This window comes from Massilia sp. BKSP1R2A-1, from assembly GCF_050586525.1.
Classification (GTDB): Bacteria; Pseudomonadota; Gammaproteobacteria; order Burkholderiales; family Burkholderiaceae_D; genus Telluria.
Window position 1 is genome coordinate 80,259 of sequence record NZ_JBOBRE010000002.1, and the last position, 13,798, is coordinate 94,056.

Genomic DNA, 13,798 nt, shown 5'->3' on the forward strand with positions numbered 1-13,798 from the left:
AATTGATTGAATCCAAGCGCAAACGATTGCGAAGCGCACCAAACGAAGGAATTATTTATGCTTTATCAACTGCACGAGATGCAACGCTCCTTCCTGACCCCGCTCATGCAGTGGGCCGATGCGTCCTCGAAACTCTTTTCCAATCCCGTTTCCCCGTTCGCGCACACGCCGTTCTCGCAGCGTATCGCCGCCGGCTACGAACTCATGTACCGCCTGGGCAAGGACTACGAAAAGCCTGCCTTCGGCATCAAGACCGTCTCGATCCAGGATGCCGACGTCGGCATCATCGAGCGCACCGTCGTCGAGAAGCCCTTCTGCAAGCTCCTGCACTTCAAGAAAGACCTGAGCGACAAGGCCTTCGCCGGGCTGAAGCAGCCGACCGTGCTGGTGGTGGCGCCGCTGTCCGGCCACCATGCGACCCTGCTGCGCGATACCGTGCGCGCCCTGCTGGTCGAGCACGACGTCTACATCACCGACTGGACCGACGCCCGCATGGTGCCCCTGTCCAATGGTCCCTTCCACCTGGACGACTACATCTATTACGTGCAGGACTTCATCCGCCACCTCGGCCCGGACGTGCACGTCATCTCGGTGTGCCAGCCGACCGTGCCGGTGTTGGCCGCGATCTCGCTGATGGCGACCAACAAGGACCCGAAGCTGCCCAAGACCATGACCATGATGGGCGGCCCGATCGACCCGCGCAAGTCGCCGACCGCGGTCAACGACCTGGCGATCGAGAAGCCTTTCTCGTGGTTCGAGAACACCGTGATCTATTCTGTGCCGGGCAACTATCCCGGCTATGGGCGCAAGGTGTACCCGGGCTTCCTGCAGCACGCCGGCTTCATCGCCATGAACCCGGGCCGCCACGCCCAGAGCCACCGCGAGTTCTACCAGCACCTGGTGCAGGGCGACGACGACTCGGCCGAGGCGCACCGCCAGTTCTACGACGAGTACAACGCCGTGCTCGACATGCCGGCCGAGTACTACCTCGACACCATCAAGACCGTGTTCCAGGAACACGCCCTGCCCAAGGGCACCTGGGAAGTCGGCGGCCAGCTGGTGCGTCCGCAGGACATCACCACCGTCGCCCTGTTCACCGTCGAGGGCGAGCTGGACGACATCTCGGGCCTGGGCCAGACCCGCGCGGCGCACGACCTGTGCAGCGGCATCCCGAAGGAAAAGCACCTGGAATTCGTGGCGCCCAAGTGCGGCCACTACGGCATCTTCTCGGGCCGCCGCTGGCGCGAGATCATCTGTCCGAAGATCACGGAGTTCATCAAGGCGAATGCCTGAACCATGTGAAAACGCCGGAGCTCGCTCCGGCGTTTCGTTTGGCGCTCGCGCCAAATTCACTTCCCCACCAATACCTCCGTGACGACCCCGGTCGCGATCGACACCAGCGCATAGTCGCTTCCCGCCTGCACCCACTGGTGCCCCGCCGGCGGCTGCGTCAGGCGATGCGCCTTCCAGTTCTCCACCACGTAGTGATGGGTGCGATAGCGCGGCGGCAGCTGCTCGCCGCGCTTGAGCTGTCCGCTCGCTTCCACGCTGCGGTAGGGCCCGGCCTTGACGGCCCTGGCCTGCTGCTGGCGTGCGTCCTCCACGTTACGCTGGTGCGCCTGGGCCGCGGCCCCACAGGCCAGCGCCATGGCGACCAGGGCTGAAACGATCATCTTGTTCATCTCGGCTCCCTGTTTGTCGATTGGCTCCAGTACACCATGCGCACACGGCCCGGTCTGTTCGCTCCAGCACGCAGGTCGCGCAGGCCCTGGTTTTGGCGGATAATGTCGGCTTTCGCGCACGCCACGCGCTAATGCCTATCTACCGTGACCAAAACGCTCGCCGACCTGATCGAAGACCAGCTGCCGCAGACGCAATGCACCAAGTGCGGCTACCCCGCCTGCCGGCCGTATGCGGAGGCGATCGCGCGCGGCGAAGCGGAGATCAACCAGTGCCCGCCGGGCGGCATCGAAGGCGTGCGCCGCTTGTCAAACGTCACCGGCCGGCCGGTCATCCCGATCAATCCGGCCAACGGCATCGAACGCCCGCGCCCGGTCGCCTTCATCGACGAGTCGCTCTGCATCGGCTGCACCCTGTGCATCCAGGCCTGCCCGGTGGACGCGATCACGGGCGCCGCCAAGCAGATGCACACCATCCTGCCGAGCCTGTGCACGGGCTGCGACCTGTGCGTGGCGCCCTGCCCGGTCGACTGCATCTCGATGGTGCCGGTGACGGGCGAGCGGACCGGCTGGGCCGCCTGGTCGCAGGAAGCCGCGGATGCGGCGCGCAGCCGCCACGACTTCCGCAGCGAGCGCCTGCGTCGCGAGAAGGAAGAGAACGATGCGCGCCTGGCCGCCAAGGCGCTGGAGAAGATGCGCGCGGTGACGGCGGAAGTCACGAACACGCCGGAAGAGCTGGCGGAGAAGGAACGCAAGCGCGCCATCATCGCCGCCGCGATGGAACGCGCGCGCCTGAAAGCCGCAGGCACACCTCCATCCGACAAGGAATGAGATGAACCCAGCCAAACGCCTCGAGATCTTCACGCGCTTTCGCGCGGCCAACCCCAAGCCGACCACCGAACTCGAATTCACCACGCCCTTCGAACTGCTGATCGCGGTGCTGCTGTCGGCGCAGTCGACCGACGTGGGCGTGAACAAGGCCACGCGCAAGCTCTACCCGGTGGCCAACACCCCGCAGGCCATCCTCGACCTGGGGCTGGACGAACTCAAGTCCTATATCTCGACCATTGGCCTCTACAACACAAAGGCGGCGAACGTCATGGCGACCTGCCGCATCCTGGTGGAGCAGCATGGCGGCGAGGTGCCGCATTCGCGCGAAGCGCTGGAAGCCCTGCCCGGCGTGGGCCGCAAGACCGCCAACGTGGTGCTGAATACCGCCTTCGGCGAGCCGGCCATGGCGGTCGATACCCACATCTTCCGGGTCTCGAACCGCACGAAGATCGCGCCGGGCAAGAACGTCGACATCGTCGAACAGAAGCTGCTGAAGTTCGTGCCGAAGGATTTTCTCATCGACGCCCACCACTGGCTGATCCTGCACGGCCGCTACACCTGCGTGGCGCGCAAGCCGAAGTGCTGGAACTGCCTGATCGCGGACCTGTGCGAGTTCAAGGACAAGACGCCGGCGCCGCCGGGCACGCTCGACCCGGCGGTGGAAGCCGCCGAAGCGGCTGGCCTCAAGTAAGCCTCAGCCCATCCGCTTTTCGCCGGTGGCGAACGAGGCGCGCGCGATACGCCCGTCGACCACCTCGTACACGCACAGCATCTCCACCGTGCCGCGCCCTTCGGGGAAATTGCGGGTCACGACCTCGACGTCGGTGACGAAGTTGCCGATCACCGAGCGGCTGACCAGGCGCGCGTGCAGGTCCGGTTCGGCGAAACGTTCCTGGTAGCGCGGGCGAATCGCCTCAAGGCCCTGCGCCAGCAGGGCGCCGTGCAGCGCGAACTGCTGCGCGTCCGGCGCGTAGGTCGCCATCAGGGCGTCGAGGTCCTTGGCGTTGTAGGCATCGAGCTGGGCCTGGACGACGGCGAGAGGGGAAGTGGTGTTCATACGCTCCATCGCTAAATAAAAAAACGCGCCAGGAACTGGCGCGTTTTCCATCTTAACGTAGGGGTGATCCAGTCCGGTGGACTGGATCACGCTTCGCCGAACGCGCGTTCAACTCAAGGATGCGCAGTGGCCAGGGATGCTTTGTTTGAACGCGTGGGCGGGGGACTCGCGGGGCCGCCTAGGCCCACCCTACGCGGCAAGCCTCTTTGGTGAATGCACGCCGATCGGCTTGCGCGCATCTTCGAGCTTGAACACGGCAACCACGTCGTTCAACGCCGCGGTCTGGTCACGCAGCGACTGCGCCGCAGCCGCCGCCTCTTCGACCAGCGCCGCGTTTTGCTGGGTGGTCGTGTCCATCTCGCCGACCGCCATATTGATCTGCGCGATGCCCGCGCCCTGCTCCGCGCTGGCAGTGCTGATCTCCGCGATGATGTCCATCACGCTGCGCACGCTGCTGACGATCTCGCCCATGGTGGCGCCGGCCTGGCCCACCAGCTGGTTGCCAACATCGACGCGGGCGACCGAGTCGTTGATCAGTTCCTTGATCTCCCTGGCAGCCGTGGCCGAGCGCTGCGCCAGATTGCGCACTTCGCCGGCCACCACCGCGAAGCCGCGGCCCTGCTCGCCGGCGCGCGCAGCTTCGACCGCCGCGTTCAGCGCGAGGATATTGGTCTGGAAGGCGATGCCGTCGATGACGCTGATGATGTCGACGATCTTCTTCGAGGATTCACTGATCGAGGCCATGGTGCCGACCACCTGCTCGACCATCTGGCCACCCTTGCTCGCCACGTCGCAGGCGGAGATCGCGAGCATGCTGGCGTGCTGGGCGTTCTCGGCATTGCGGTTCACGGTGGCAGTCATCTCTTCCATCGACGAGGCGGTTTCCTCGATCGCACCGGCCTGCTGCTCGGTACGGGCCGACAGGTCGGCATTGCCCTGCGCGATCTCGTCGGACGCCACGGCGATCGTCTCGGTACCGTTGCGCACCTGGGCCACGATGGTCTGCAGGCTGCCGGTCATGTCCTTCAGCGCCTGCAGCAGCTGGCCGGTTTCGTCGTTGCCGCGCACCTCGATGGTGGCGCGCAGGTCGCCCGCGGCGACGCTCTGGGCCACTTCGACGGCGTCTTCGATCGGGCGGGTGATCGAACGCGACACCAGCACGCCGGCGACGACCGCCGCGACGGCGCCCAGCAGCATCAGGCTGTAGCTCAGAATGGTGGCCTGCTTGCCCACCGCTTCGGCCGAGGCGACCGTCGCCACGGCCTGTTTCGACATCGCCTCCTGGGCCTGGGCCAGCAGTTCCGCGGGCGCACGGTCCATGCCCTTGACGGCGGTGTCGCCGGCGGCGGCATCGAAGCCGGACGAGGTGTAGTCGGCGTAGCCGCGGCGATAGCCCTCGCCCATCTTGGCATGCGCGCCGTCGAAGCGGCTCAGGAGATCGCGCACCTCGCCGGCCGGCAGGATGGCGACCAGCGCCTTCGCTTCCTGCGCAACTGCGGTTTCGGTCTTCTGGAAAGCGTCCCAGTACTTGCCGCGCTGCGCCTCGTCCTTGCCGCGCAGGAGGGTGTTCTTCCATTCCTGCGTCTGCAGGCGGAAGTGCGAGAGCAGTCCTTCGACGCGCTGGGCGTGGCCGGACTGGGTCACGGCCTCGTTATAGGTGTCGAGCGCCTGGTTCATGCGGCTCATGCCGAAGAAGCCGGCGCAGGCGACGACCAGGGTGACGGCGGCGAAGCCGATCGGGAGTTTGCGGCTGAGTTTCATGTGGGCCTTGAAGGAGGTGAACGGTAGGGCTATTCGCCACGCATGACCAGTCTACGTCCTTTGTATCCGCCAGGCAAAATCTAACTGATTTGACGATCCTTACCTGTATCTACGCGGCAACATCCCAGCCTTGGCGCCTGTCAGAGCAGGACCAGGTTATCGCGATGCACCAGCTCCGGCCCTTCGACATACCCAAGGATGCCTTCGATCTCGGCCGACGAATGGCGCATGATGCGCCGCACTTCGCTGCTGGTGTAGTTGGTGAGCCCGCGCGCCAGCGGCGTGCCGGCTTCGTCGAGGCAGGTGATCACCTGCCCGCGCCCGAACTCGCCGCGCACGCCGATCACGCCGATCGGCAGCAGCGACTTGCCTTCGCGGGTGAGCTTCTGCGCGGCGCCCGCATCGATCACTACTTCGCCCGTCGTGTGCAGGTGGTCGATCATCCACTGGCGGCGCGCCGTCAGCCGGCCGGTCGGTGCGGTCAGCTGGGTGCCGATCGCTTCGCCGCCCGCCAGGCGGGTGAGCACATTCTCTTCGCGGCCCCAGGCGATGATGGTGTGGGCGCCCGAACGCGCGGCGCGCTTGGCGGCCAGCACCTTGGTCAGCATGCCGCCGCGCCCCAGGCTGGAGCCGGCGCCGCCCGCCATCGCTTCGAGCTGGAGGTCGCCGGCCTGGGCTTCCCCGATGAGTTTGGCCTGCGGATCCTTGCGCGGATCGGCGGAGAACAGGCCGCGCTGGTCGGTGAGGATCACCAGGGCGTCGGCTTCGATCAGGTTGGCAACCAGGGCGCCGAGGGTGTCGTTGTCGCCGAACTTGATCTCGTCGGTAACGACGGTGTCGTTCTCGTTGATGATCGGGACCACGCCCAGGCGCAGCAGGGTCGTGAGGGTCGAGCGCGCGTTCAGGTAGCGCTCGCGGTCGGCCAGGTCGGCGTGGGTCAGCAGCACCTGGGCGGTGCCGATGCCGTGGCCGCGGAAGCTCGTCTCGTAGATCTGCGCCAGGCCCATCTGGCCGACGGCGGCGCAGGCCTGGAGTTCGTGGATGTCGGTCGGGCGGGCGGTGAAGCCGAGGCGCAGCATGCCTTCGGCGATGGCGCCGGAAGAGACCAGCACGACTTCCTTGCCGAGGCCGCGCAAGGCGGCGATCTGGGACGCCCAGCGGGCGATGGCGGCGTGGTCCAGGCCCCTGCCCTCGTCCGTGACGAGGGAGGAACCGACCTTGACGATGATTCTGGAGGCTTGCTGGAGGACGGAATGGAGGAATTGAGTCATGGCGACAGGAATTTTCCTCGCGGCCGTAAGGCCAGCAGGGAAAGTCCTGCCAACAGCTCGACCGCGCAGACAGCTAATAATACCCCCTTCGGCAGCCCGATCGCGAATGCGGCGACGAGGCGCCCGGCCGGCTGGGCCAGGAGGAACAAGGCGGTGAGGTCGCCGAGGATGGGCTGGTCGCCCTGCCTGGCTGCCAGGTAGGCCAGCATCGCGGTTGCGAGGCGGACACCCACGTAGATGGCGTAGAACTGGCTGTAGCCGTTCACGCCCACGAGAAACAGGCCCATCGCCGACGCGATACCGTCGGGATCGAGCAATGCCGCCAGCGCCGCCAGGGAACTGGCGGTGGCGACGAGGTGCAACAACCGGCTGCGCAGCCGGCCGCGATGGGGCAGGACTGCGGCCAACTTAGTCTTCGAGGATCTTGAAGCGGGGATCGTCGGGATCGATCGAGTTGATGCCGCGGGCTTCCTCGGTCATCGAAGTCTCTTCGGCGCGCTGCTCGCTGGTGCGCTTCTCTTCCAGGTGCAGGTAGATCGCATTGACCAGGTCCTGGCAGCCTTCGCGGTTCAGGGCCGAGATCTCGAACATAGGCCCTTTCCAGGCCATGCGCTTGATGAAGTCCTTAACGACCTTCTTGCGCTCGGATTCCTCCACCACGTCGAGCTTGTTGAGCACCAGCCAGCGCGGCTTGTTCAGCAGTTCTTCGTCGTACTTCTCGAGTTCCTTGACCAGGGCCTTGGCTTCCTTCACAGGGTCGGCCTTGGCATCGAAGCCCGACAGGTCGACGATGTGCAGCAGCAGGCCCGTGCGCGCCAGGTGGCGCAGGAACTGGTGCCCCAGGCCCGCGCCTTCGGCCGCACCCTCGATCAGGCCCGGGATGTCGGCGATCACGAAGCTCTTTTCGTGCGAGACGCGCACCACGCCCAGGTTCGGATGCAGGGTCGTGAACGGGTAGTCGGCGATCTTCGGCTTGGCGTTCGAGACGGCGGTAATGAAGGTCGACTTGCCGGCGTTCGGCATGCCCAGCAGGCCCACGTCGGCCAGCACCTTCAGCTCGAGGCGCAGGGTGCGGCGTTCGCCGGCCTTGCCTTCGGTCTTCTGGCGCGGCGCGCGGTTGGTCGAGGTCTTGAAGTGGATATTGCCCCAGCCGCCCTCGCCGCCCTTGGCCAGCAGTTCGGTCTGGCCGTGTTCCATCAGGTCGGCGATGATCTCGCCGTTGACGTCGTCCACGATCAGGGTGCCGACCGGCATGCGCAGGTAGACATCTTCCGCGCCCTTGCCGTAGCAGTCCGAGCCGCGGCCCGGTTCGCCGTTGCGCGCGTGGTGGGTCTTCGAATAGCGGAAGTCCACCAGGGTGTTGATGTTACGGTCGGCCACCACGAAGATCGAGCCGCCCTTGCCTCCGTCGCCGCCGTCCGGGCCGCCGAATGGGCGGAACTTCTCGCGGCGGAACGAGGCGCACCCGTTGCCGCCGTCGCCGGCGATGACTTCAATTCTTGCTTCGTCGATAAACTTCATGATGGTGACCGATAAAAACTAAAAAGGCCCTACCGTGGGCAGAGCCTTTCGATGGAAGGCTTACGCCTTGCAAAGAAGCGCCGCGAAATGCGGCGCGAGTGCTTTATTAAGCAGCGACTGCTTCGTTAGCAACGACGGTCACGAACTGCTTCGAGCCCACGCCTTGCTTGACGAACTTGACGGTACCGTCGACCAGCGCGAACAGGGTGTGGTCCTTGCCGGTGCCGACGTTGGCGCCAGCGCGCACCGGGGTGCCGCGTTGACGGATGATGATGCCGCCGGCGTTGATCGCCTGGCCGCCGTAGACTTTCACGCCAAGGCGTTTGCTTTCTGAGTCACGGCCGTTGCGGGTAGTACCGCCACCTTTTTTGTGTGCCATTTATTTGCTCCTTGATGAATGAACTTGGTGAATCGAACGGGGATTAGCCGTTGATCGACACCACCTGGATTTCGGTGAAGTTCTGGCGATGGCCCTGACGCTTCTGGTAGTGCTTACGACGGCGCATCTTGAAGATGCGGACCTTGTCGTGGCGACCGTGGGAAACAACTTTCACCAGGACCGAGGCACCTTCGACCAGCGGAGCACCAAACTTGATGCTGTCGCCCGCGCCGAGCGCGAGAACTTGATCGATGGTGAGTTCGGAACCAATGTCAGCAGGTATCTGTTCTACTTTGAGTTTTTCGCCAGCGACAACTTTGTATTGCTTGCCACCGGTTTTTATGACCGCGTACATGATTGAAACCTCATCAAATGTTAAAAGAATCCCGCCGGCGTCAGAGACGCTGAGCTGTTCGGATGCCGGGGAACAGGGGATTATACATAACTCGTGGCAAGCGGTCAAAAGGGCTTCACGTTTCGCGGGCAAGCGCCTAAACGGGCGTAGCGCAAAGCCAACGGCGCGATCGACAGCCCTTCGCTGTAGCGCTCTCTCAGCCAGGCGCGGGACGGCCTCCCCTTGCATGTCGTATAATCGCCGCACTTGACCAAAACGCCACTGTCTTTACTTACTGTTACCGCAGGTTCGCCTTGTCAGCCGCTACCCAAACCGCCCAGAACACCATTGCCCAATCGATCGCCGCCGACATGGAGTCCGTGAATACGGTGATCCGACAGCGCCTGCACTCGGAAGTGAGCCTGGTGAACCAGATCGCCGAGTACATCATCAGCGCGGGCGGCAAACGGATCCGGCCGGTACTGGTGCTGCTGCTGGCCAATGCCTATGGATACAAGGGCAGCGCCCACCACGAGCTGGCGGCGGTGGTCGAGTTCATCCACACCGCGACCCTGCTGCACGACGACGTCGTCGACGAATCTTCGATGCGCCGCGGCCGCCAGACGGCGAACGCCCTGTTCGGCAACGCGGCCTCGGTGCTGGTCGGCGACTTTTTATATTCGCGCTCGTTCCAGATGATGGTCAGCCTCGACAATATGCGCGTGATGCGCATCCTGTCCGACGCCACCAACGTGATCGCGGAAGGCGAAGTGCTGCAGCTGCTGAACATGCACGATCCGGACGTGACCCACGAGAGCTACCTGAAGGTGATCCGCTCGAAGACCGCCAAGCTGTTCGAGGCGGCCGCCGAGCTGGGCGCCCTGGTCGGCGGCGCGAGCGACGCGCAGATCGACGCGGCCGGCGAATACGGCCGCTCGCTGGGCACGGCGTTCCAGTTAATTGACGATGTGCTGGACTACGCCGGTGACGCCGCCGAAATCGGCAAGAACCTGGGCGACGACCTGCGTGAAGGCAAGCCCACCCTGCCCCTGATCTGGCTGATGGAAAACGGTACCCCGGAGCAGCGCCAGCTGGTGCGCAGCTGCATCGAGCACGGCGACGAAGAGCAGTTCGACGCGGTGCTGGCGGCCGTTACCTCCAGCGGCGCCCTGGATTACACCCGCGCCCAGGCGGAAAGCGCCGCCCGCCGCGCGGCCGAGGCCATCAGCGGCCTGCCGGACAGTATCTACAAGTCGAGCCTGCTCCAGCTCTGCAGTTTCGCTGTTGACAGGAACCATTGAGCAAATTATAGTAATGCCTTCCCGAGATTTCGGAAACGAGATCTCAAACCGTCGGGGTGTAGCTTAGCCCGGTAGAGCGCTACGTTCGGGACGTAGAGGCCGGAGGTTCGAATCCTCTCACCCCGACCACGAATTCCAGAAAAGCAGCGAGTCCTTCATCCAAGGCTCGCTGTTTTTTTTCGTCCATGGCACGTAGCGATTCCCCCCTGTGGTGGTGGGCGACGCGCGCAAAGCGAACGATTAGCCTCACGCCTTTCGACATTATCGTTCATCCGGCCATGAAAAAAACCTTCCTCGCGCCTGCCCTCCTCGCCTTTGCCGCTACCTGCCATGCCGCCGTCCCCGAGTCAGGCCGCCTGGTCCTCGACGTGAAGATCGACGGGAGCGGACAGACCCGCGGCACCCAGGGCAAGTCGATCTTCAAGACCGCCCAGGCGGCGCACCTGGCCTTCACCGTGCACCCGGTCGCCGGCCTGGAGGCCGTCAATCGCCTGGACGAAGCCGGCACGCAGCAGATGTTGGCGCAGCAGAATGCGCCGGTGCAGGCCCGCATGCCTTCCGAAGCCGAGGCGCAGCGCGTGGCGGAACAGATGCAGAAGAAGGCGGCCGCCTGCGGCAACAACGTCGCCTGCCTGCAGCGCGTCGGCGAAGAGGCCAGCCGCATGACCATGGCCTGGACGGGCACGCCCTCCGTGCCGCAGCCGCAGGACGGCCGCTACCTGAACTTCAGCGGCCTGCAGCCGGAAGCCTGCCGGATGGCGTACCGCGCGCGGATCCAGGACAGCGTGGATGGCGCCATCGACGACGTGGGCGGCCCCAGGCCCTACCTCGAGAGGAAGGAAGTCGACTACCAGGGCGGCGAGCGCGAGGCCGTCTTCGTCTGCCAGAGCATGGTGACGCTGGATACGAAGACCGGCAGCCTGTGGGTGGCCACCCAGCCGCCCGCGCCCAAGGGCAAGGTCACGCGCCACTACGGCGCGGACCGCCGGACCGATACGCCGGTCGACGGCGTCCAGCTGCACAAGGAAGCGATGGCCTGGGTGTTCGATCAGCTGCGCGGCAAGGTGCAGCAGAGCGGCAGCCGCAAGACCACCCTGCGCGTGCCCCTCGACCTGCTTGGCCAGAAGGGCGAGCAGGTGGTCGAGGTCGACATGCGCTGGAAGTTCGAGACGAAATAGGCGCCCGCTGCCTAGTCGGCCAGCAGCACCTGCTTCACGTGCTCGCCCGGTAGCGCGACGCGCAGGCGCCTGGTGGCCGCATCGAAGGCGCCCTCCACCTCCTGTCCATCGATCCTGACGGCGGGCGGCCGCGCCTGCAGGCCGATGAACTCGATCGCGCTCACACGCTGGTAGCCCCGGTTTTCCGGCATCTCCAGCCGCAGGCTCTGCCCTTGCTGGCGCGCGGTGATCGTGCGCGATTGCCCCTGGAGGTAGCCATAACCGTCACCGGCATCCTGGAAGACCCGGCCGCTGCCATCGGCGCCCCTTGCCACCAGCAGGGTCAGGGGTGCGTCACGCATCTCGCCGGTATGCTGCGTCACCGCGGAAACGGGCACGATGGCGCCGGCGCGGATGAAGAGCGGCAGCCGGTCCAGCGGCGCCGCGACCTTCGCCGTCGCGCCCCCTTCATGGCGCTTCCCCGTCCACCAGTTGATCCATGCGGCGCCCTTCGGGAAGTAGACTTCGCGGCTCGTCTGCCCTTCCTTCAGGACCGGGGCCGCCAGCAGGTCCGCGCCTAGCAGGTACTGGTCCTCCACCAGGCCGGCGCGCGGATCCGCCGGGTACTCGAACCACAGCGGACGCATGGGCGGCCTGCCCGTGCGCTCGTTTTCCTCGAACAGCGTGTACAGGTAAGGCAGGAGCTGGTAGCGCAGCTCGATGGCGGCGCGGTTGATGCGCTCGTATTCCGGCCCGAAGGCCCAGGGTTCGCGCGGCGCCGAGACGTCGTTCGAGTGGGTGCGGAAATAAGGCGTCAGGCTTGCAGCCTGCATCCAGCGCGCGTGCAGCTCGGCGCTCGGACTGCCCATGAAGCCGCCAACGTCGGCGCCCACAAAAGGCACGCCCGACACCGACAGGTTGGCCAGCATCGGAATGGTCAGCGCGAGGCTGCCCCAGGTCGGCGAATTGTCCCCGGTCCAGACCGCGGCGTAGCGCTGCACGCCGGCAAAACCGGCGCGGGTGAGCACCATCGGGCGCTTTTCGGGGCGCAGCTTCTTCAGGCCCTCGAAACTGGCGCGCGCCATCTGCATGCCGTAGACGTTGTGGTACTGCGCGTGGTTCCCCGGCCGGCCGTCGCCGTCATGGCGTACGTCGAGCGGAAAGGTGCGGTGCGGGCCGAGCGGAATCTCGGGCCCCTTGAAGTCGTCCGGCGGGAAGACGCCCGGCTCGTTCATGTCGTTCCAGAAGCCGTCCACACCCAGGTCGAGGGCCGATCGATAGAGGCTGCCGAACCAGTCACGCGCCGCCTTTGAGGTGAAATCCGGGAAGGCGCAGATGCCGGGCCAGACTTTCTCGTGCAGCTCGCTGCCGTCCGGCCTTTTCACGAAGTGGTCCCCTGCCCGGCCGCTCTGGTAGATCGGGAAGTTCGGGTCCAGCTTGATCCCCGGGTCGACGATGGTCACGGCCCGGAAGCCTTGCTCGTGCAGGCTGTCCAGCATGGTCTTCGGCGCGGGGAAGGTCCCGGCATTCCAGGTGAAGACCCTGAAGCCGTCCATGTGGTCGATGTCGAGGTAGAGCACGTCGGCCGGAATGCGGCGCCGGCGGAACTGCTGCGCGACGTCCAGCACCTTTTCCTGGTTCATATACGACCAGCGCGACTGGTGGTAGCCTAGCGACCACTGGGGCGGCAGCGCACCGCGTCCGGTCAGGGCCGTGTAGTCGCGCAGCACGCCCGCAGGGGTGCGTTCGGCGCCGCCCGTGAACACGTAGTAATCCAGTTCCCCACCCTTTGCGCCGAAGCTGTAGCGGTGGGGGTCCAGCTTGCCCATGTCGAACCAGCTGCGCCAGGTATTGTTGAAGAAGAGGCCATAGCTGCGGCCTTCGTGCAGGGCGATGAAGAAGGGAATCGCCTGGTAGGAGGGATCGTGGCCGGCGGGGTAGTCCGGCACGTCGGCGTTCCACATCACCATGGCCTGCTGGTGGCGCGACATCGGGAAGGTCTTTTCGCCGAAGCCGTAATACAGCTCGTAGTCGTCGCGGCGCATCGAGGTTTCGACCGAGCCGTCGGCGGCGTTGAAGGCCATAGGACGGGCGGGGTCGTCAGCGACGACCAGCCGGCCGGCGCTGTCGAAGACCGAGATGGCGAGTTCCGGCGCATGCTGGACGACGATGCGCGTACCGCTTGCGGAGCGCAGCTGCGTGGCCGCGCCCTGCTTCGTCCTGGTCGCCTTGCTGCGTGGCGGGGCGCCTTCGATGGCGTACGAGACGTCCGCGTCGAAACGGCCGGTCGGCGTCATGCGCACGCGCACCACATCCGGGGTGACAAAGCCGACGCGCACGCGCGCGCCGCTGGACAACTTCAGTTCGAGACCGTCGTCGAGCGCGCGGCTCCCGACCACCTTGCCGACGCCGCGCAGGGCGGCGCCGGCCGGGGTGGAAAGAAGGAGAACGAGTGCGGCGCAGGCCGCGACGGGAAAACGCAGGGTGGACCGCATCGCGGACATCTC

14 protein-coding genes and 1 tRNA gene are annotated in these 13,798 nt (G+C 65.6%); 6 read left to right on the top strand and 9 right to left on the bottom strand.

The window, feature by feature from the left end; translation table 11 throughout:
* Positions 1–57 precede the first annotated feature (57 nt).
* Positions 58–1,293, top strand: coding sequence for a polyhydroxyalkanoate depolymerase (locus tag ACQ7JA_RS03680; RefSeq protein ID WP_430894625.1), 1,236 nt, complete (start codon positions 58–60; stop codon positions 1,291–1,293).
* A 56-nt stretch (positions 1,294–1,349) separates the two neighbouring features.
* On the opposite strand, the gene ACQ7JA_RS03685 is transcribed toward ACQ7JA_RS03680, so the two are convergent.
* Positions 1,350–1,682: an RcnB family protein gene (locus ACQ7JA_RS03685; RefSeq protein ID WP_430894627.1), complete on the bottom strand. Its 333-nt coding sequence runs from the start codon at positions 1,680–1,682 to the stop codon at positions 1,350–1,352.
* A gap of 144 nt (positions 1,683–1,826) precedes the next feature.
* Here ACQ7JA_RS03685 and rsxB point away from each other — a divergent pair, with 144 nt between their 5' ends.
* Both rsxB and nth read left to right on the top strand, forming a co-directional pair.
* Complete coding sequence (gene rsxB, locus ACQ7JA_RS03690) at positions 1,827–2,510, top strand: electron transport complex subunit RsxB (RefSeq protein ID WP_430894629.1); 684 nt, start codon at positions 1,827–1,829, stop codon at positions 2,508–2,510.
* Between the two features lies 1 nt (position 2,511).
* Positions 2,512–3,201, top strand: coding sequence for an endonuclease III (gene nth, locus ACQ7JA_RS03695; RefSeq protein WP_430894631.1), 690 nt, complete (start codon positions 2,512–2,514; stop codon positions 3,199–3,201).
* A 3-nt stretch (positions 3,202–3,204) separates the two neighbouring features.
* Here nth and ACQ7JA_RS03700 read toward each other — a convergent pair whose 3' ends face one another.
* From ACQ7JA_RS03700 to rplU, 7 genes are all read right to left on the bottom strand, one after another.
* Positions 3,205–3,567, bottom strand: coding sequence for a nuclear transport factor 2 family protein (locus ACQ7JA_RS03700; protein WP_430894633.1), 363 nt, complete (start codon positions 3,565–3,567; stop codon positions 3,205–3,207).
* Positions 3,568–3,756: 189 nt separating this feature from the next.
* The gene (locus ACQ7JA_RS03705) at positions 3,757–5,328 is read right to left on the bottom strand and encodes a methyl-accepting chemotaxis protein (protein WP_430894635.1); all 1,572 of its coding nucleotides are present in this window, start codon (positions 5,326–5,328) and stop codon (positions 3,757–3,759) included.
* Positions 5,329–5,468: 140 nt separating this feature from the next.
* The gene (gene proB, locus ACQ7JA_RS03710; protein ID WP_430894637.1) at positions 5,469–6,599 is read right to left on the bottom strand and encodes a glutamate 5-kinase; all 1,131 of its coding nucleotides are present in this window, start codon (positions 6,597–6,599) and stop codon (positions 5,469–5,471) included.
* Positions 6,596–7,006, bottom strand: coding sequence for a hypothetical protein (locus tag ACQ7JA_RS03715; RefSeq protein ID WP_430894639.1), 411 nt, complete (start codon positions 7,004–7,006; stop codon positions 6,596–6,598). The genes proB and ACQ7JA_RS03715 overlap by 4 nt, the downstream gene beginning before the upstream one ends.
* Position 7,007: 1 nt before the next feature.
* Entirely contained in the window at positions 7,008–8,120 is a 1,113-nt protein-coding gene (gene cgtA, locus ACQ7JA_RS03720) for an Obg family GTPase CgtA (RefSeq protein WP_430894641.1), read from the bottom strand.
* 106 nt (positions 8,121–8,226) lie between these two features.
* The gene (gene rpmA, locus ACQ7JA_RS03725; RefSeq protein ID WP_005668438.1) at positions 8,227–8,499 is read right to left on the bottom strand and encodes a 50S ribosomal protein L27; all 273 of its coding nucleotides are present in this window, start codon (positions 8,497–8,499) and stop codon (positions 8,227–8,229) included.
* Between the two features lie 43 nt (positions 8,500–8,542).
* The gene (gene rplU, locus ACQ7JA_RS03730; protein ID WP_027865917.1) at positions 8,543–8,854 is read right to left on the bottom strand and encodes a 50S ribosomal protein L21; all 312 of its coding nucleotides are present in this window, start codon (positions 8,852–8,854) and stop codon (positions 8,543–8,545) included.
* Between the two features lie 293 nt (positions 8,855–9,147).
* Between rplU and ispB the strand changes: the two genes are divergently transcribed.
* From ispB to ACQ7JA_RS03745, 3 genes are all read left to right on the top strand, one after another.
* The gene (ispB, locus tag ACQ7JA_RS03735; protein ID WP_430894644.1) at positions 9,148–10,134 is read left to right on the top strand and encodes an octaprenyl diphosphate synthase; all 987 of its coding nucleotides are present in this window, start codon (positions 9,148–9,150) and stop codon (positions 10,132–10,134) included.
* Positions 10,135–10,186: 52 nt separating this feature from the next.
* Positions 10,187–10,263, top strand: a tRNA-Pro gene (locus tag ACQ7JA_RS03740).
* Between the two features lie 149 nt (positions 10,264–10,412).
* Positions 10,413–11,312: a hypothetical protein gene (locus tag ACQ7JA_RS03745; protein WP_430894646.1), complete on the top strand. Its 900-nt coding sequence runs from the start codon at positions 10,413–10,415 to the stop codon at positions 11,310–11,312.
* An 11-nt stretch (positions 11,313–11,323) separates the two neighbouring features.
* Here the strand turns inward: ACQ7JA_RS03745 and ACQ7JA_RS03750 are convergent, their stop codons facing one another.
* Entirely contained in the window at positions 11,324–13,786 is a 2,463-nt protein-coding gene (locus ACQ7JA_RS03750; RefSeq protein ID WP_430894648.1) for a glycoside hydrolase family 31 protein, read from the bottom strand.
* Between the last annotated feature and the right edge of the window lie 12 nt (positions 13,787–13,798).

Coding starts and splice junctions, on each gene's coding strand:
- proB (WP_430894637.1), bottom strand. CDS start 6,599: ATGACTCAATTCCTCCATTCCGTCCTCCAGCAAGCCTCCAGAATCATC.
- ACQ7JA_RS03700 (WP_430894633.1), bottom strand. CDS start 3,567: ATGAACACCACTTCCCCTCTCGCCGTCGTCCAGGCCCAGCTCGATGCC.
- nth (WP_430894631.1), top strand. CDS start 2,512: ATGAACCCAGCCAAACGCCTCGAGATCTTCACGCGCTTTCGCGCGGCC.
- ACQ7JA_RS03680 (WP_430894625.1), top strand. CDS start 58: ATGCTTTATCAACTGCACGAGATGCAACGCTCCTTCCTGACCCCGCTC.
- ACQ7JA_RS03745 (WP_430894646.1), top strand. CDS start 10,413: ATGAAAAAAACCTTCCTCGCGCCTGCCCTCCTCGCCTTTGCCGCTACC.
- ACQ7JA_RS03685 (WP_430894627.1), bottom strand. CDS start 1,682: ATGAACAAGATGATCGTTTCAGCCCTGGTCGCCATGGCGCTGGCCTGT.
- rplU (WP_027865917.1), bottom strand. CDS start 8,854: ATGTACGCGGTCATAAAAACCGGTGGCAAGCAATACAAAGTTGTCGCT.
- ACQ7JA_RS03750 (WP_430894648.1), bottom strand. CDS start 13,786: ATGCGGTCCACCCTGCGTTTTCCCGTCGCGGCCTGCGCCGCACTCGTT.
- ACQ7JA_RS03705 (WP_430894635.1), bottom strand. CDS start 5,328: ATGAAACTCAGCCGCAAACTCCCGATCGGCTTCGCCGCCGTCACCCTG.
- rpmA (WP_005668438.1), bottom strand. CDS start 8,499: ATGGCACACAAAAAAGGTGGCGGTACTACCCGCAACGGCCGTGACTCA.
- cgtA (WP_430894641.1), bottom strand. CDS start 8,120: ATGAAGTTTATCGACGAAGCAAGAATTGAAGTCATCGCCGGCGACGGC.